At 66.6% G+C, this 16,969-nt stretch carries 20 protein-coding genes and 1 tRNA gene; 10 read left to right on the top strand and 11 right to left on the bottom strand.

From position 1 onward, the window contains the following. Window positions 1-40: 40 nt before the first annotated feature. Window positions 41-268, bottom strand: coding sequence for an Lrp/AsnC ligand binding domain-containing protein (locus P1L40_RS05285; protein ID WP_284010280.1), 228 nt, complete (start codon window positions 266-268; stop codon window positions 41-43). 149 nt (window positions 269-417) lie between these two features. Here P1L40_RS05285 and P1L40_RS05280 point away from each other — a divergent pair, with 149 nt between their 5' ends. Next, window positions 418-1,104 carry a potassium channel family protein gene (locus P1L40_RS05280; protein WP_284010279.1) on the top strand — a complete coding sequence of 229 codons (687 nt, stop codon included), beginning with the start codon at window positions 418-420 and terminating at the stop codon, window positions 1,102-1,104. Between the two features lies 1 nt (window position 1,105). Then, a complete protein-coding gene (locus tag P1L40_RS05275; protein ID WP_284010278.1) occupies window positions 1,106-1,336 on the top strand; it encodes an Lrp/AsnC family transcriptional regulator in 231 nt (76 codons plus the stop codon). Window positions 1,337-1,624: 288 nt separating this feature from the next. On the opposite strand, the gene P1L40_RS05270 is transcribed toward P1L40_RS05275, so the two are convergent. Beyond that, window positions 1,625-2,137 (bottom strand): DUF5813 family protein, encoded by a 513-nt coding sequence (locus tag P1L40_RS05270; RefSeq protein WP_284010277.1) that lies wholly within the window; start codon window positions 2,135-2,137, stop codon window positions 1,625-1,627. 126 nt (window positions 2,138-2,263) lie between these two features. Between P1L40_RS05270 and P1L40_RS05265 the strand changes: the two genes are divergently transcribed. Beyond that, entirely contained in the window at window positions 2,264-2,911 is a 648-nt protein-coding gene (locus P1L40_RS05265; protein ID WP_284010276.1) for a DUF998 domain-containing protein, read from the top strand. A gap of 827 nt (window positions 2,912-3,738) precedes the next feature. Here the strand turns inward: P1L40_RS05265 and P1L40_RS05260 are convergent. Next, window positions 3,739-3,823, bottom strand: a tRNA-Leu gene (locus P1L40_RS05260). Between the two features lie 40 nt (window positions 3,824-3,863). After that, window positions 3,864-4,205, bottom strand: coding sequence for a ferredoxin (locus P1L40_RS05255; RefSeq protein ID WP_284010275.1), 342 nt, complete (start codon window positions 4,203-4,205; stop codon window positions 3,864-3,866). A gap of 157 nt (window positions 4,206-4,362) precedes the next feature. Here P1L40_RS05255 and P1L40_RS05250 point away from each other — a divergent pair, with 157 nt between their 5' ends. After that, a complete protein-coding gene (locus tag P1L40_RS05250) occupies window positions 4,363-5,673 on the top strand; it encodes a metallophosphoesterase (protein ID WP_284010274.1) in 1,311 nt (436 codons plus the stop codon). 18 nt (window positions 5,674-5,691) lie between these two features. Here the strand turns inward: P1L40_RS05250 and P1L40_RS05245 are convergent, their stop codons facing one another. Next, window positions 5,692-6,468, bottom strand: coding sequence for an MOSC domain-containing protein (locus P1L40_RS05245; protein WP_284010273.1), 777 nt, complete (start codon window positions 6,466-6,468; stop codon window positions 5,692-5,694). Window positions 6,469-6,607: 139 nt separating this feature from the next. Beyond that, window positions 6,608-7,366 carry a DUF502 domain-containing protein gene (locus tag P1L40_RS05240; protein ID WP_284010272.1) on the bottom strand — a complete coding sequence of 253 codons (759 nt, stop codon included), beginning with the start codon at window positions 7,364-7,366 and terminating at the stop codon, window positions 6,608-6,610. Window positions 7,367-7,639: 273 nt separating this feature from the next. On the opposite strand from P1L40_RS05240, the gene P1L40_RS05235 reads away from it, so the two are divergent. Further along, window positions 7,640-9,982 (top strand): amino acid permease, encoded by a 2,343-nt coding sequence (locus P1L40_RS05235; RefSeq protein ID WP_284010271.1) that lies wholly within the window; start codon window positions 7,640-7,642, stop codon window positions 9,980-9,982. Here the strand turns inward: P1L40_RS05235 and P1L40_RS05230 are convergent, their stop codons facing one another. Continuing rightward, a complete protein-coding gene (locus P1L40_RS05230) occupies window positions 9,983-10,531 on the bottom strand; it encodes a peptidylprolyl isomerase (RefSeq protein ID WP_284010270.1) in 549 nt (182 codons plus the stop codon). It abuts the gene before it with no gap. A 98-nt stretch (window positions 10,532-10,629) separates the two neighbouring features. Here P1L40_RS05230 and P1L40_RS05225 point away from each other — a divergent pair, with 98 nt between their 5' ends. Further along, a complete protein-coding gene (locus tag P1L40_RS05225) occupies window positions 10,630-10,965 on the top strand; it encodes a carboxymuconolactone decarboxylase family protein (protein ID WP_284010269.1) in 336 nt (111 codons plus the stop codon). Window positions 10,966-10,972: 7 nt separating this feature from the next. Here P1L40_RS05225 and P1L40_RS05220 read toward each other — a convergent pair whose 3' ends face one another. The 3 genes from P1L40_RS05220 to P1L40_RS05210 form a co-directional block, all read right to left on the bottom strand. After that, entirely contained in the window at window positions 10,973-11,905 is a 933-nt protein-coding gene (locus P1L40_RS05220) for an alpha/beta fold hydrolase (RefSeq protein ID WP_284010268.1), read from the bottom strand. Between the two features lie 67 nt (window positions 11,906-11,972). After that, the gene (locus P1L40_RS05215) at window positions 11,973-12,188 is read right to left on the bottom strand and encodes an NAD(P)-binding domain-containing protein (RefSeq protein WP_284010267.1); all 216 of its coding nucleotides are present in this window, start codon (window positions 12,186-12,188) and stop codon (window positions 11,973-11,975) included. Further along, window positions 12,185-12,553 (bottom strand): NAD(P)-binding domain-containing protein, encoded by a 369-nt coding sequence (locus tag P1L40_RS05210; protein WP_284010266.1) that lies wholly within the window; start codon window positions 12,551-12,553, stop codon window positions 12,185-12,187. Before P1L40_RS05210 ends, P1L40_RS05215 begins: the two co-directional genes overlap by 4 nt. Before the next feature lie 80 nt (window positions 12,554-12,633). On the opposite strand from P1L40_RS05210, the gene P1L40_RS05205 reads away from it, so the two are divergent. Beyond that, complete coding sequence (locus P1L40_RS05205) at window positions 12,634-12,939, top strand: hypothetical protein (RefSeq protein ID WP_284010265.1); 306 nt, start codon at window positions 12,634-12,636, stop codon at window positions 12,937-12,939. Window positions 12,940-12,945: 6 nt separating this feature from the next. On the opposite strand, the gene P1L40_RS05200 is transcribed toward P1L40_RS05205, so the two are convergent. Further along, complete coding sequence (locus P1L40_RS05200) at window positions 12,946-14,031, bottom strand: anthranilate phosphoribosyltransferase (RefSeq protein WP_284010264.1); 1,086 nt, start codon at window positions 14,029-14,031, stop codon at window positions 12,946-12,948. A gap of 109 nt (window positions 14,032-14,140) precedes the next feature. On the opposite strand from P1L40_RS05200, the gene ahbB reads away from it, so the two are divergent. The 3 genes from ahbB to mptA all read left to right on the top strand — a co-directional run bounded on the left by ahbB (window position 14,141) and on the right by mptA (window position 16,967). Beyond that, window positions 14,141-15,235 carry a siroheme decarboxylase subunit beta gene (ahbB, locus tag P1L40_RS05195; RefSeq protein WP_284010263.1) on the top strand — a complete coding sequence of 365 codons (1,095 nt, stop codon included), beginning with the start codon at window positions 14,141-14,143 and terminating at the stop codon, window positions 15,233-15,235. A 103-nt stretch (window positions 15,236-15,338) separates the two neighbouring features. Then, entirely contained in the window at window positions 15,339-15,932 is a 594-nt protein-coding gene (locus P1L40_RS05190) for a response regulator (protein ID WP_284010262.1), read from the top strand. Between the two features lie 87 nt (window positions 15,933-16,019). After that, a complete protein-coding gene (mptA, locus tag P1L40_RS05185; RefSeq protein WP_284010261.1) occupies window positions 16,020-16,967 on the top strand; it encodes a GTP cyclohydrolase MptA in 948 nt (315 codons plus the stop codon). Window positions 16,968-16,969: the final 2 nt, after the last annotated feature.

The raw sequence follows: 16,969 nt of genomic DNA, 5'->3' as shown, positions 1-16,969 counted from the left end.
GGTGACCGACACTCTTTGCCGTATCGGAACCCCGCCGTCGCTACTCCAGGCAGACGTAGGTCCGCGTGTCCAACACCCCCTCGATATCCCGGACCTGCGTCGCGACTGACTGCATCACGTCGTACACCTCCCCACTCGCCTCCGCGACGATATCGTACTGGCCCGCGACGATGTGTGCCTCGGAGATACCCGGGAGTGCCTGAACCTCCGCCAGGAGTTCGTCGGACTTGCCGGTGTCGGTCTTGAGCATGATGAACGCGTCGACCATATTACTTGCTAACGATACACATGGTAAAAACGTTTGCTGCGGTGTCACGTCGCCGCCGGTCGCAGCCACCGATCCCCCCGTCGTCACCCACTCTTCCGGGGCCCTCACGACGGGCTAGCTTTATCCACCCCCGTGCCATACGACAGCACATGCGATTCGTTATCGTGGGTGCAGGTCGCGTCGGACTGCGCACCGCACGCGTCTTGCGTGAGAGCGACCACGAGGTCGTCCTCATCGAGCACGACGACAGTGCGGTCGAGCGGGCCCGCAACGCCGGGTTCGAGGTGATCGCTGGCGACGGCGCGCTCGAAGACACACTCGGGGAGGCCGACCTCGGCGCGGCGGACGCGCTGGCGGCGCTGACCGGCGACCTCAACGACAACTTCGTCGCCTGCATGGTGGCGAAAGAACACGGCTGTCGCACCGTCATGCGGATCGACGAGGACTACCGCGAGGAGATCTACAAGCGCTACGCCCAGGATGTCGACGAGGTCATCTACCCCGAACGGCTGGGCGCCATCGCCGCCAAGAACGCGCTCCTGGGGGGGAACATCCGGGCCGTCGCCGATATCGCCCACAACCTCCAGTTGGTCGAACTGGCGATCACCGACTCCTCACCCATGCGTGGGTACTCCCTGTCGGAACTGGAGTTACCCGCCAAATCGCGACTGCTCGCTCACGGGAAAGGCGACGGCCCGCTGGCCGTCCCGGACCCCGACCAGACGCTCGAACTCGACGACAGCCTGGTCGTCCTCGCCGACTTCGATGTCCTCGGGGATGTCCGGAGCCTCGTCGTCGGCGAGACCGACCGCGCGACCGCACTCGGAGGTGCCTAAGATGGTTACTGCCTACATCATGATCAAAGCGAACACGGGAGACGCCGATCGACTACGAGACGAGATCGAGGCCGTCGAGGGGGTGCTGGAGGCCCACATCGTCGCCGGCGATGTCGACCTCATCGCGAAGGTCCAGGTCGACAGCCCCGCCGCCGTCAAGGACGTGGCGGCGACCCACATCCAGGGGATCAACGGGGTCGAGAGCACACAGACGTACATCGCGATGGACTAGCAACCACTTTTTACGCGGGGGTTCGGCGAGCGCGGCGCGCTCGCCTCAACCCCCGCGCAAAAACGTGGGGAAAAGGCGGGACCGTCGCTTCGCTCGGTCCCGTGAAACCGCTCGCTTCGCTCGCGGTACGCTCCATGGTCAGCCTGCCCTCCCCCGTCTTCGCGGCACGGAGGCCGCGAACGGCCACAGTACCGCCCGGCCACCGCACCGCCCCCGTTACAGCACCGCCCGGCCACCGCACCGCCCCCGCTACAGCACCGCCCCGCAACAGCAAACGGCGCGGCTCCGCTACAGCGGCGTCCCGCCGCGAGTCCCCTCGCTGCCGCCGGTACTCGCGGAGTCCATCAGGTCGGCCACGACGCCGACGTAGCTGTAGCCCGGGACGATCCCTTCGACGTAGGTCCCCTCGACGTACTCGACGAACGCCTTCGCCACGTCGGCGGCCTGGCTCTCGCTGCCCAGGCTGAACCGATAGGTGACGACGACCTCCTCGCCGTCGCGTTCGACGGTGTACTCGTCCAGTTCTACCGTTGCCCGCGTCGACTTGGGGGCGTCCTCTAGCCGGCGCTCGAACGTGTCGAACCACCCGCCGGCGACGGCCCCGCCGACCTCGTCGGCGGTCGCGGCCTGTAGCGTCGGCGCTCGCACCGTCACCTCGTAGTCGGTCCGCCACTTCTCGCCCTCGCTCGCGGTCACGTGACCCTCGAAACTGGTCGTCTCTACCGCGTAGCCGTCACCGCCCGCGACGAAGGTGTCGCGGCGCTCGAACACGTCCGCAACGTCGTCTGGCACGTCGGTCATTGGCCGTCTCTAGGCCGGTGCGCCGGAAAAACGCGTCGTATCGGTGCCCAAGGCCAGCGTCGTCGCTCGACCGGTCCATAGCCGACGGGACCGAGCTGTTAACCCCTACCTCCGAGTACCTATAGTATGGACAACACGAACGATCGCACACGCTCAGAACGGCTCGGCTACCCGGACGCGTCGGTCGCAGGGTTCAGTCTGGTCCTCGCGGGGTTCGTCGGTTTCATGGGGATCATCACCGCCGAAGTGCTCTACCCCGACTACTCGACGCGCCAGGAGATCAGCGACCTGGGGTCGACGGTCCCGCCGAACCCGATCATGCACGAGCCCTCGGCGACGATCTTCAACAGCACGATGCTGGCCACGGGCGCGCTGGTTCTGGTCGCCGCCTACTTCGTCGCCAGGACCGCCGACCGGCGTGGTTTCCCGGTCGCACTCGCCGTCTTCGGGGCCGGCGCGTTCGGCGTCGGTGTCTTCCCCGGCAACGTGACGCCGTGGCACGGCCTGTTCGCGCTGCTGACGTTCTTCAGCGGCGGCGTCACCGCCGTCCTCTCCGCGCGTGTCGCCGACCGGCCGTTCTCGTTCCTCTGTGGCCTCTTCGGCGCCATCTCCCTGACCGTGCTGGTCAGCGTCTTCGTCTACGGACTGTTCCTCGGCGGTCCCAGTCCGCTTGCGCCGCTGGGCGCTGGCGGGATCGAACGCTGGGTGGCGTATCCGATCGTCCTGTGGGTGCTCGCCTTCGGCGGCTATCTGCTGGGTGGGTCCTGGGAGTAAGCGACAACTCACGAGACGGTCGTGGATGTGAGGGATGGGGCTCGAACCCGATGCCAGACCTCACTGCGTCGGGTCTCTCGTGTCTCGAATCGACATCGGGTGGATCTTCACGCCTCTCATCTGTTCGGGTCGGAAGACGCGAGGGATGGGCCCTGTTGACTCCCTCCAGACCCGATAGAACTGGTGTGCGAGATACAGAGGACCAATACAGCACCCGGATAGTACTAATAGTACTATATAAAACATAAAATAAAAGCTAAGAGTGTATCGAGTTCCCCTCACATCTGTTTGCCGATTTAGCTCTAACTGACAAATATTTGAAACAACGGTGGGCAATGTTTTACATGGAATTACGAGAATTAATCTCCGCTCACCTCCCAAACGCCGTGGTCGCTGCGGTGATCTTCACGCTTTACAACATCTCTATCGACGGTATTGCTGATCCGCTTACGATTGCCCTCAATTCCATCTCGTACGTAATCACAATCTTCCTCGGGTTTGTAATCATCACTCCAATTTTGGACAGAGCATTCGGTAGCAACACAACGTGACCGGACTATCCCAAACAACTGTAGTTGCGGCTCACGATCTGTTCGCCGCAAAATGCGAGGGATGGGATTCTCACTCGATGCCAGACCTCACTGCGTTCGGTCTGCCGTAGTTCGAATCGCCATCCAGACGATTCGGCGCGGCGCGGAACCGCGCCGCGCACTCATGCGAGGGATGGGATTCGAACCCGATGCAAACGCTCGCTTCGCTCGCGTTTCCGTACTTCGAATCCCATCGGTTAGATTTTCACGACTCTCACGTCCGTTCGAGTCGGAAAATGCGAGGGATGGGATTCGAACCCATGGACCCCTACGGGAGCGGGTCTTAAGCCCACCGCCTTTGGCCAAGCTCGGCTACCCTCGCCCAGTCCCCTCTCTACGCCCCTCGGGAAAACGGGTTTCGGTTACCAGTCGACCGAGAGCGTCCCGTCGCCGTTGGGGTCGGGGGCGATCTCCTCGTTCGTCCGGCGGTCGACGACGTGGATCACGCCGCGGTCTTTCTTGGCCGGACAGACCTCCGCGGCGGCGACGTTGTGGTCGAGGTCGGCCTCGTCGATGTAGTAGGTCTCGGGCCTGGCGATGCCGGTATCCAGATCCAGCGACCACGTCTCCGAGACCTCCGCGCACTTGCCCGCGCCGAAGCACTTGTTTGCCTCGAAGATGATCTTGTACGGCTTGTCCTCGATCGGGGGACCGTCCTGGTCCCCGAACTCGCTGGGGTCCACGGGACCGTCTTCGTCTGCCATGCACGCCGGTTGGCGGTCGACGCTCTTTCCGCTGTCGGTTGGGCGCGGTCAGTCGCCGTCCCACTGTCGACTCGACGGCGGCCACACGGCTGGGTCCGGTTCCGGGGCCGACGGCGCCGTGACAACACCTATTACCGTCGGAAAAAAGAGACGGACAATGCCAGACGCGGCCGACGATGCGGTCTACTACGTCATCAGTGACCTCCACATCGGCGGCGACGAGCAACTGGAACACGTCGAGTTCCTCGACGAACTCCTGGCCTTTCTGGAGCGACTGGAGACGACCGACGAGGACGCGGAGCTGCTCATCAACGGTGACGCCTTCGGCCTCTGGGAGTTTACCGGGGCCGACGGGCCCGAGAAGTTCGACATCCTCGTCGAGACGTATCCCGAACTGTTCGAACAACTCCGGGCGACCGGTGAGGCGATCCCGATTACACTGCTTCCCGGGAACCACGACCACGAGTTGGCGGCCTACGACGAGTACGTCGAGCGGTTCGCCGAGTACAACGTCGAACTGGTGCAGACAGAATCGACCACCCGGCCGGTCGGCGATCGGACGATCTGGTTCGAACACGGCCACCAACAGGACCCGAACAACCGGATCGAGGACTTCGGGAATCCGGACGCGACGCCGCTTGGCTACTACTACAACACGCTCGTGACCAGTCGAGCCGGGAAGCTCTCCGACCGGGGGCGGTTCAACTGGCTGAAAGACGTACAGGCGGTGACGCCGACCGAACGGATGCCCAACTGGATCGTCTCGAAGTACTTCTACCGCGAGATGAACCCCTTGATCCGGTACGCCGCGATCCCGTTCCTGTTCCTGTTCAACGTCAGTGCGGTCCTCGCGGTCCTCGCCGGATTGGATCTCGTGGGGCTCTGGTCGCTCCCGGTCACCCAGACCGAGGCGTTCCTGGGACAGTTCGGTCAGGCCGGCGCGACGGTGTACCTGATACTGTCGGTCAACGTCACGATCGCCGGCCTGCTGTTGATCGTCGGTATCCCCGTCTCGTTCCTGATACGGGATGCCAGGAAGACGATCGACCGGTTCGGTGTCTTCGAGACCGACCTGACTGTCGATCCCAGTGAGCCGTACGAAGACGCCGCCAGGGAGGTGTTCGACGAACACCCCGAGACGGCGATCTACTGCTACGGGCACACACACCGGCCACGGACGACCGAGGTCGACGGGCGACTGCTCGTCAACACCGGTACGTGGCTGAAGCGCCTCCACCGCCGGGACGTTATCGCCGGCCGGCTTCCACCGGTGTTTTACCCGTCGTACCAGCTCTGTGCCGTCCGCATGACGGCTGGCGAGGACGGCATCGTCGTCGACTACCAGGGGATCGACAAACCGAACCCCAGCGCCGAGGAACTCACGCGGACGGAGCGGCTGCTCACGCTGGGCAGAGAACCGGACCCATCGCTCCCCGATCGACAGATCGTCGCCGTCGAGGACGACTGACCGCTGGGAGCGGGCTGGCTACCCGTCGACGACCTCGACTTCGTCGCCGACAGCGATCGTCTTCCCGCGGTCGCGCTCGGGAATCCGGGCGATGAGCATCAGCGTGTAGAAGTGATCGAACGCGTCCCGGTCGGCCCAGTCGGGAAACGTCTCCCGGCGGCGCCGGACGAACTGCTCGCGGAACTCCGGTGTGGGCTCGCCTGTATCGGGGTCTCGCTCCGGGACGACACAGCGGCCACAGGGGGTCACGCCCTCGATCCGGACGCCGCCGGCCTCGAACGCCGGCGCGTCGGCCCCGACGAAGCGGTCCTCCCAGAACGCCGGCACTCCGCCGACCTCGATGTTCGCACGCAGGCGCCGCCGCGCACCGTCGACGGTCACGTCCGCGAACCACGAGGCGACCGTCTCCAGCGTGGCCGTGCTGATCACCGACGGCCCCATCTCACGGCGGTCGACGTAGCCGCGGTCGGTGTCACGGACGACGGTCAGGTCGACGCCGAAGAAGTCGCTGAACCACGCACCCGCCCGCGCTCGGCCGTCCTCGGTTCCGAGCGCGAACTCCTGGCGCTCGTCGGGTGCATCGACCGTCAGCCCCCGGGTCGCCGGCTCGAACGCCGTCGACAGGTCGTGGACCGCGGCGGCCTGTTTCCCGTTGTAGGCCGCCCCGTCGGCGTCGTGGAGGGCGAACTCGCGGTCGAACGCGAGGGTCCCGCCCGGCAGTATCTCGCTCTCCTCGCGGTCCATGCCGTCCAGTGCCTTGACCGGATAGACGGTGAGTCGCTCGATGTGTGCCACTACCGGACGGGTGGCGGCGAGCGGATAAATCAGTTGTCTCGACTGGCTCGGCCGTGTGTCTGCGGGCTCTGTCACCACGGGGACTGTGACAGCGATGGGACGATCCGCCGGAACCCGATCGCGTCGGTACGGGCCGGCATCACGGCTCTCTGTCCTCGTCCGTCGCCCGGTCGCCGTCGAACGCGTCGTTGATCGGATCCATCGTCATGTCGCTGAGTTCGTCCATCGACATCGGCCGGTCGCGGTCGCGGTCGGCGACCTCGACGGAGACACCGCTCGTGACGATCGATTGCACCGCTTCCTCGACGGTGAGGTCGACCTCGTGGATCTGTTCGGCCGTGAAGTTGACGAGAAAGCCACCCATCACCGGGTTCGGCGCCAGCGGCACGAACAGCGTCTGCATCTCGATCTCGCCCGCCGCGGCCTGGATCTTCCCCGGCGTGTCCGCGGTGACGAAGGCGATCGAGTACGCCCCTTCGTGGGGGAACTCCACGAGTTTCACGTCCCGGAAGGTCTCGATGTCACTCTCGACGAACACGTCGCTCATCCGGCGAAAGCTGCGGTAGACATCTCCGGCGACGGGGACCGCCTCGACCGCCGAGTGAAACGTCGGCGCGTAGTTGTCCTCGGTCAGGTCGGCGACGGCACCGATCGCGATCACGAGACCGAGCAGTGAGAGGAGACTGGTGAGCTGGATGAGAAAACCCTCGACGACGGGTGTCACCCCGGGGATTATCTCGACCAGCGTCACGACCGGCGAGACGACGTTGAACAGGAAGTTCACGACCACTCCCAGGACGAGTATCGTGATCACGAGCGGAATCGTCAGCGCGGCACCGCTGAGCAACCACTTCCGAACCCGTCCGAGCGTAACGCCGATATCGTCAGACTGCTTCATGCGAGGGAACCGGCTGGCGGACGTAAAAACGTCCTACCAACGGGGACGCTCACTCTGGGGTCGGTCCCCGAGCGAAGGCGGATACCCCTGTTTCCGGCCGCACCCGGGTCGGAACCGCAACCGTGGGGTCGTCGGCACACGCGCCTGTCCAGTGCATGACGCCCGGGAGCGCGCTCGGTCGAGCGGTTCGACAGGGCCGTTCCGGCCCGCTCACGGTTCGTTCGTGGAAGCGACACAGTTACAAGCGAACTGAAACAACCGCTGTTCCAACGAATGGTCGAGCACACCCGAACCCTGGATTTCAAGATCGCCTTCGCCATCGGCCTCGGGACCATGATCGCGGCCGGGATCTTCTCTCTGTCCGGGACGGCGGTCGCCGCCATCGGGTCGAGCGCGGTGATCGCGTTCGTCATCGCCGCGCTGGTCGCCGGCGTCACCGCGGCGGCCTACTCCGAGTTCGCGTCGGTCTACTCCGAGAACGGCGGGGGCTATCTCTTCTGTTCCCGGACCTTCGAGGACCGGGACCTGCTGACCTACGCCATCGGGATGTCGCTCTTCTTGGGTTACACCGGGACGACGGCGTTCTACCTGGCGACGATGGACGAGTGGTTCTTCGAGTTCGTCCTGCCCGAGTGGCTCCACGTCCTCCCCCACGGGACGACCGGGGTCGTCGCGGCCCTGTTGCTCGGCGTGCTCAACGCCCGCGGGACCGAGGAGAGCGGCGGCTTCCAGTTGATCGTCACCGGCGCGAAGGTGGCCGTCCTCTTTGCTTTTATCGGCGGCGCCTTCGCCTTCCGCGGGCCCGGCACCGCCGTCTCGACCTTTGCCGGCAGCTTCGGCGGCGACGCGGTCGGTATCCTCACCATCTCGGCGCTGGCTTTCATCACGTTCTTCGGCTTCTCCGCGATCGCGGCCAGTGCCGGCGAGATCATCGACCCCCAGCGGACGGTCCCCCGGGCAATCGCGGCCAGCATGGTGACGGTCACGATCCTCTACGCGCTTGTCATCGTCGCGATGGTCAACTCCCCGGTCCCGCCGGAGGTCATCGCCGAGCAGGGCGAGACGGCGATGGGCCGGGTCGCCGCGGGCTTCCTCGGGAGCATCGGCGAGTCGCTCATCGTCGCCGGCGCCATCTTCTCGATGGTGTCTGCCTCGAACGCGTCGATCCTGGCCGCGAGCAGCATCGGCTCGCTGATGGGCCGACAGGGTCAGGCCCCACGGCGGTTCGCACGCATCCACCGGGAGTACGGCACGCCGTTCTGGAGCGTGATGACGGCGACGGCGACCATCGTCGCGCTCATCGTCCTCTTCATCGGCGTCTTCCCGGCCGAGGGTGGTCTGGGCGCGCCGATCGGGCTCACGCTCGGGCTGACGCCGCTGACCGGGTTCGCGACGCTGAACCTCCTCCTCCCGCTCGCGGTCGTCAACGTCGCGCTCGTCTTCTCCCGCCGGAAGTTCCCCGACATCACGCGGGGCTTTCGGGTTCCGGGGGTCCCACTCGTCCCGGTCGTCGGCGTCCTCGCGAACCTTGGGCTGATCTACAACCTCCCGCCCAAAGGCGTCGTCGCGGGGCTGGTCCTGACGGCTGCCCTGGTCGTGGCGTACCTCGTCTGGGGCGGCGCCCCCGACCAGGCGGAACTCGTCAAGCGGGTCGTCCCACCCGAACCCGGCGAGGAACCCGCGTCGGGGATCGTCTCGGAAGCCGAGACGGAGGCCCCGGCGAGCGAGCAGTTCCGCGTCCTCGTTCCGATCGCCCGGCCCGACCGCACGCTCCGGTACGTCCGCCTCGCCGCGGCGCTTGCCCGCGTCTCGGACAAGGAGGCCGTCGTCCACGTCCTGAACGTCACTCAGATCCCCGACCAGACTCCCTGGGAGACGGTCCAGGACACGGCCCGCGCCCGGACCGAGCGCATCCAGGACGAACTGGCCAGCACCGACATCGACGTGGACTACCTCGTCGAGGGCCACACCTGCCGCGACATCGCCTTCGACATCCTCCAGACGGCCCGGGACGACGAGGCCGACCTCGTGTTGATGGGCTATCCCGAGCGCCATCGAGAGGTCACCGAGACCGTCGAGCGGGAAGCGCCCTGTGACGTGTTCTTCGCCGACAAGACCGTCGACGAGGCCGATCTGGATGTCATCAACATCGGCGCGGGCGGCGGGCCACATCACAAAGCGCTGCTCCCGCTCGTGAACGCGCTGGGTCAGCACGGGAGCGAACTCCACCTGATCAACGTCTCGGCCGGCGAACGCGGGACCGACGAGACATCGGGTGTGACGATGGACGCGCTGGAGGGCGTCGAGACCACGCAGGTCCACAACGTCACCGCCGGGTCGGTCGCCGACGGCCTGGTCGAGACGGCCGCCGACAACGGCGGCGTGTTGATCATCGGGGCCTCGCGGGACCGCTGGCTGCGACAGGCGCTGTTCGGTAGCACGCCCGACGAAGTCGTCGCGCTGGCCGCCGAGCGTGACGTGCCGGTACTCGTCTACGCCAGCCAGACGGGCGTCTCCGATCGGGTGACCGAACGGCTGTTCCCGGTCGCACGCTACCTCAGAAAACGGCTCTCGCGGGCCGGCAAGACCGGCGGGTCCAGCCCGGACTGGGGCTGATTACTGGTCGATGTCGACGGATTCGAGCAGCAGTTCCGATTTGGGTGCGTCGTTGCGGTCCGTGTCGGCGTTCCCGATCGCCTCGACGACATCCATCCCGTCGACCACGCGGCCGAAGACGGCGTGTTTCCCGTCGAGGTGGGGCTGGGCGTCCAGCGTGATGAAGAACTGCGAGCCGTTGGTGTTCGGGCCGGCGTTGGCCATGCTGACGACGCCAGCGCCGTCGTGAGTCAGGTCGTCGTGGAACTCGTCGTCGAACTGGTAGCCCGGGCCACCCCGGCCGGTGCCGGTCGGGTCGCCCATCTGGATCATGAAGTCGTCGATGATCCGGTGGATCTCGATGTCCGTATAGAGGGGGTCGATGCGCTTCTCGCCGCTCTCGGGGTCCTCCCAGGCGCCGGTGCCACGGCCGACCTCGGTCCCCTCGTAGTCGTTCGCGCCCTCCGCCAGACCGACGAAGTTCTCGACGGTCTTGGGCGCACGCTCGTCGTACAGTTCGATCTCGATGTCGCCTTCTGTCGTGTGCAGTGTCGCCGTCAGGTCGCTCATGCCCGGCCAGAGGCGTCCCCCGGGGAAAAGCCTGCTCACTGGTCGTGTGGTGTGGTACCACAAGCGCTGTTACCCCTCGGTTCGACCACTCGCCCGTCATGTCTGATACGGTCGACGACACGGACGAACTGCCTGCGACGGCCAGCGACTTCGCCGATGCCTATCCCGAGGTCTGGACACAGTACGCCGACCTCGGGAAGGCCTGTTCGGAGGCCGGCCCGCTCGACGGCGAGACGAAACGGCTCGTGAAACTCGCGCTCGCGGTCGGCGCGCAGTCCGAGGGCGCGGTTCACTCTCACACCCGTCGCGCCCTCGACGAGGGAGTCGACCCCGCGGCGCTGGACCACGTCGCGGTGCTGGCGACCACGACGCTGGGGTTCCCGAAGGCGATGGCCGCCCGGTCGTGGATCCGGGATATCACGGAGTCGGAGTGAACGTGAGTTACGCCGGGGGCAGAAACGCCAGCAGACGCTCGGTCACGTCCTCGGGCGCGTCGAACTGCACCCAGTGGCTCGCGTCGGGGAACCGCTCGACTTGGATGTCGGGCACCCACCGGTCGAGTCCCTCGGAAAGCGACACGTCGAGCATCCGGTCTTGCTCGCCCCAGAGTAGCAGCGTCGGCCGCGCCACGCGCAGGTCCTCGACGCCGCGCATCGTGAGCGTGCGGGTGGCGCTCCGGCGACCCATCGCACGGTAGTAGTTCACCGCCGCGGTCAGTGCACCGGGCCGGCTCAGTGCGGTCTTGTAGTACCGGATATCCGTCTCGCTGAACGCGCCGGGGGTGACGGGCTGGTCGGTCAACAGCCCGTCGAGCGCCCGGTAGTCACGGGCTCGGAGGACGGCCTCGGGAACCACCGGGAGCTGGAAGAAGAACACGTACCACGATTTGAGAAGCTGTGTGGGCGAGGCTCGCAGCGCCCGCTCGTACGCCGAGGGGTGTGGCGCGTTCAACACTGCCAGCCGGTCGACCACGTCCGGTCGGCGCGCGCCGACGTACCAGGCCACCAGTCCGCCCCAGTCGTGGCCGACGACGTGTGCTGACTCGCGGCCGGTACCCTCGACGAGCCCGGCCACGTCCGCGACGAGTTCGTCGATGTCGTAGGCGGCGACGCCCGTCGGTTTCTCCGAACAGTTGTACCCCCGGAGGTCCGGCGCCACGACCCGGTAGCCCGCGTCGGCCAGGGGCTCGATCTGGTGGTGCCAGGCGTACCAGAACTCCGGGAAGCCGTGCAACAGGACGACCAACTCGCCGTCTTCGGGGCCGGCCGTCACCGTGTGGAGCCGTATCCCGTTGGTCTCTGCCGTCCCGTGTGTCCACACCTGGCCGTCGGCGGGGACCGTCCAGTCGTCGCCGTCGGGTGGCGTCGTTGCCATCGCCACCAGTTCGGGCCGGGAAAGGATGGGCCTACTGGTCGCGTGGTTCGATGGAATCCGTCTCTCGCTACGCCCGCAACAAGCGGAAGGCGATGTCCCGACCGTACTCCCGGCTCAGGTCGATCCACAGCCGAGCGAGGTGTTCCAGCCGGTCGGCGGCCCCGAGGTCGCCGGCGATCACCGGCTCGAACCCGAGGTCGGCGGCCAGGTCGGCCACGGTGTCGGTGCCGCTGCCGGCCACGAACATCGTCGCCCGCTCGCCGTCGATCACGGGATCTGTCATCCGGTTGGCGCCGATAGTGTTGAACGCCTTGACGACGCGGGCCTCGGGGGCGGCGTCGGCGATCCGCTCGGCGAGCGACCGGTCCGCGGTCGGTTCGGGGTACTCGTTCGTGGCGTCGACCAGCGTCGTGCCTGCCAGTTCGTCGGCCAGGCCGGCCGCGACTTCGGGGCGGCGCCGCCGGGGACCGCCAGCACGACCACTTCGCCGTGGGCGGCCGCGGCCCGCTGGGAGTCGACGGACACGCCCGCCGGTCCAGTCGCGTCCGCGGGCGACCGCGAGCCGAGGACCACGTCGTGACCCGTCTCGGCGAAGCCAGTGGCCAGTGCCGTTCCGACGCTGCCGGTCCCGATGATACCGATTCGCATGGTCGGCCTACGCCGTCCGGACGGATAGCGCTCGCGGCGGTGACACCGGGCTTTTGCCGGTCGGGCGCGAGCGACCGGACATGACCGACGAGCGAGATCCCGAAGCCAGCCTCCAGGAGTGGAAAGAGACGATGCAAGCAGAACACGCCGAGGCCATCGCCGACCCCGACCCCGGCGCGGACCACCGGATCGAGGGGGTCACACAGGTCAATTATCGGGTGTACTTCGACTACGACGCCGAGGCGGACGAACTGGAACGCGCCGAGCGCGAACAGGTCGACGAACTCCGGGACCCGGAACTGCTCGCCTGTGCGTGTGGCGTCCGCGGGATGACGCCAGAGGAAGCGCGCCGGCACGTCGCGGCCGCCCGAGCGGCCGAGGAGTAACCCAGTTCAGAACGCCCGGAGGTCCTCCAGCGCGTCGGCGGCGCTTCCGTCCTCGATCGCCGCGCGGGCCTGTTCGAGGCCGTCCTCGATGCTGTCGGCGTCCTCGCGGGCGTAGATTCGGAGGGCGGCGTTGAGCGCGACGGCGTCCGCGAAGCCGTCCTCACGCTCGCCGGTCAGGACCGCCTCGGTGATCTCGGCGGACTCCTCGGCGACGTTCTCGACCTGGAGGTCTTCGCTGACCAGATCCATCCCGTACTCCGCCGTGCGGATCTCGAAGTCCGCGATGTCCTCGTCGTCCGAGTCGGCGCCCTCGACGGGCCACTCGGCGACGATGGTCTCGCCGGGGCGCACGTCGTCGTACCCCTCCATCCCCTGGAAGAACAGGGCCCGCGAGACGGTGCTCTCCGTGGAGTTGGTGAGCGTCCGGACCATCTTCTTGGCGAACGGGAGGTGATAGAAACTGCCCAGGTGGACATCGGCGCCGGCGGGGTTGGCGAGCGTCTCGACGGTGTTGACGAACGACCGCACGCCCATGTTGTCACGCCGGTCGAACAGGGCGTCGATCCCGGGGTTGAACTCGGGCTGGTAGTAGAAGCCAAAGCCCACGTCGTCGACCATGTCGGCACTCTCCTGAGGGTCGATCTCGGTGCGGACGCCCAGTTCGTCCAGGACGTGCTTGTAGGCGTCCTGTTTCTGTGTCGGGACCCGGTCGCCCGAGTGGACGACGACGGGTGTCCCTGCGGCGGCGGCGACCAGGCCGGCAGCGACGCCGAGGATCGCCGAACGCCCTTTGCCGTCGTAGTTCGCGCCACAGTCGACCGGATCGGCGTCGGGTTCGGCGGTGACGACCGACTCCTCGTGCATCACGTCGACGTAGGCGCCCAGTTCCTCGGGGGTGTTTCGCTTCCAGCGGTTGGCGAGCCAGAACGCCCCGAGTGTGGTGTGGTCGGGCTCGTCGTCGAGGATGCGCTGGAACGCCTCCCGGGCCTGGTCGCGTGTCATGTCGTCGGCGGACTTGTGGCCGGAGCCGACGACTTCGGTCATCAGTCGCTTGAGCGGCCATTCGCCGTACTCCCGGGTCGCTTGAGCCATGGGAACCCGTTCGGGCGCGAGTTCAAAAGCCCCTGCGTTTCGTTCCCATCCGCTGGGAACGCTCGGGCCGGACGAAAGGGATACACCCCTCGACTCCTAACGACAGCCAATGAGCCTCCAGTCGGGTGACTGGCGCGAGCGCATCGACGACGTGGACGCCGCTCTCATCGACGGGTTCCAGAGCGACTTCCCGATCGAAGAACGGCCTTTCGAGGCGGTCGGCCAGGCACTCGGCGTCGACCCCGCCGACGCGCTCGCCCGCGTCGAACGGCTCCGCGAGGAGGGAGTCTTCCGGCGGTTCGGCCCCGTCCTCAACCCACCGGTGATCGGCTCGTCGACACTCGCCGCCGTCAGCGTATCGGAGGACCGCTTCGACGAGGTCGCCGAGGTGATCAACGGCTACCGGCAGGTCAACCACAACTACGCCCGCGACCACGAGTGGAACATGTGGTTCGTCGTCACGGCCGGCTCGCGAGCGAAACGCGACGAGATCATCGCCGACATCGAAGCCCGGACCGGCTGTGACGTGCTCGTGCTCCCGATGCTGACGGACTACTACATCGACTTGGAGTTCCCGGTCGTCAACGGGGACCGATTCGCGAGGGAGACGCGCCCGGAGAGCGGGTCCCCGGACGGGCGAGCGGGGGACCCGCGAGCCGGAGAGGGCCTGGAGGAGACCGACGCCAGCGCGACCCGGATCAGCGAGGACGCCGCCGCGGACCTCTCGGCGCTCGACCGGCGATTGCTCCTTGAGATCCAGGAGGGGGTTCCGCTGACGGCGACCCCGTATCGGGATGTCGCGGCGGCCGTCGACGCCGATGTCGCGGACGTTCTCTCGGCTATCGAGGCTCTGCGCGCCGACAACTGTATCAAGCGGATCGGCTGCGTGGTCAACCACATCGTCACCGGCTTCGACAGCAACTGCATGGTCGTCTGGGACGTGCCAGACGACGACCTGGACCGGCGCGGCCAGGCCGTCGGCGAACTGCCCTACGTGACGCTCTGTTACCACCGGCCACGGCGGCCCGACCAGAACTGGCCGTACAACCTGTTTACGATGATCCACGGGCGGGAGAGCGAGGCCGTCGACGCGAAGATCGACGACCTGGCGACCGACCACCTGCCGTACGACCACGACCGCCTGTACTCGACGGCGACGCTGAAACAGACCGGGGCACGGTACGACGACATCGTCGGAGAGTAGTCCAGCGACGAATCGGCGACGGCGGCCGGACCGGGGGTTTGCTTCGCCGTCGTGGACGCCGGAACGTTTTTGTCCGTCGTGGGGGTACTTATACTGGTACCAGATGACACACCAGGGGAAGCTGACGGTGTTGGTCGTCGACGACGAGTCGGCCGTCGCCGATGCGTACGCCGAGACTGTCGACCAGCGATACGAGGTCGAGGTCGCCTACAGCGGTGCCGAGGCACTGGAGAAACTGTCCGCGGCGATCGATGTCGTCCTGCTCGACCGTCGGATGCCGGACATCTCCGGCGACGAGGTGCTCGAAGAGGTCCGTGACCGCGGGATCGAGGCACGGGTCGCCATGGTGACGGCGGTCGACCCCGACCTGGACATCATCGAGATGCCCTTCGACGACTACATCGTCAAGCCGGTGTCCCCCGAGGCGCTGTTTGAGACCATCGAACGCCTCTACAAGTGTGTCGACTACGAGGACCAACTCCGGGAGTACTACTCGTTGACGGCCAAGTACGCCGCTCTGCGGTCGAGCAAGCCCGTCGAGGAACTCGAAACCAGCGAGGAGTTCGAGGCACTGGAGTCGGACATGACCGAGAAACGGGACGAACTCGACGACCTCACCTCGTCGCTTGACAACCGGGACTTCCAGAAGATGTTCGCCGATATCGGGTCCGACCGCGAGTGGCTCGACAACGAGTGAGACCGTCCCGCACGCCCCGGTTTCCTGTCGGTTCTCCCGGGCTACCCTTCCGAAAGCACTAACGGTGTCTCTTCCCTAGGACGGTCAATGAGTCAGCAACTCCCGGACGTACAGGCGTCGAGTCCGGATGTCACCGTCGGCCTCAACCGCGTCGGTGTGACAGGTGTCGAGAAGCTTGTCAAGCTGGGGCGACGCGACCGCGATCCGATCGTCCTGATGGCGGAGTTCGAGGTGTTCGTCGACCTCCCGTCCTGGCGAAAGGGGGCCGACATGTCCCGCAACATGGAGGTCATCGACGAGACGCTGGAGACGGCCGTCTCCGAGGAAGCCTACCGCGTGGAGGATGTCTGTGGCGACGCCGCGGAACTCCTCCTGCAGAAACACGACTACACGACCAAAGCGGAGGTCCGCATGGAAGCGGAGTACGTCACCCACGAGCGGACGCCACAGTCGGACGTGGCGACCCAGTCGACGGCCGACATCATCGCCTCGGCCACCGCGACCGAGGACGGGACCAGCGAGGAGATCGGTGCCCGCGTCACCGGCATGACGGTCTGTCCCTGTTCACAGGGGATGTCCGCGGCCCGCGCCCGCCAGACGCTGCGCGGGATGAACGTCGAGGACGAGGTCATCGACGAGTTCCTCGAAGCGATGCCCCAGGCGGGCCACTCACAGCGCGGTCACGCCACGCTGACCGTCGAGAGCGACGGCGCGCCCGAGGTCGATCTCAACGAACTCATCGAGGTCGCTCGGGACTCGATGAGCGCGCGGATCTACAACCTCGCGAAACGGCCTGACGAGGACCACATGACCTACGAGGCACACAAGGACGCCAAGTTCGTCGAGGACTGCGTTCGGGCGCTCGCTGAGGGCGTCGTCGAGCGGTTCCCCGATCTGGACGACGAGGCCGTCGTCACGATGAAACAGTCCAACGACGAGTCGATCCACCAGCACAACGCCCACGCCGAGCGGGTGGCGAAACTGGGCGCCCTCCGCGGCGAGATCACGGCCGACGCTGCCGCGGCGGACGACTGAGG

It is taken from the genome of Haloarcula pelagica, from assembly GCF_030127105.1.
In the GTDB taxonomy this organism is placed as follows: domain Archaea; phylum Halobacteriota; class Halobacteria; order Halobacteriales; family Haloarculaceae; genus Haloarcula; species Haloarcula pelagica.
The sequence above is the reverse complement of the archived record's forward strand: the minus strand, read 5'-3'. Positions and strand labels throughout refer to the sequence as shown.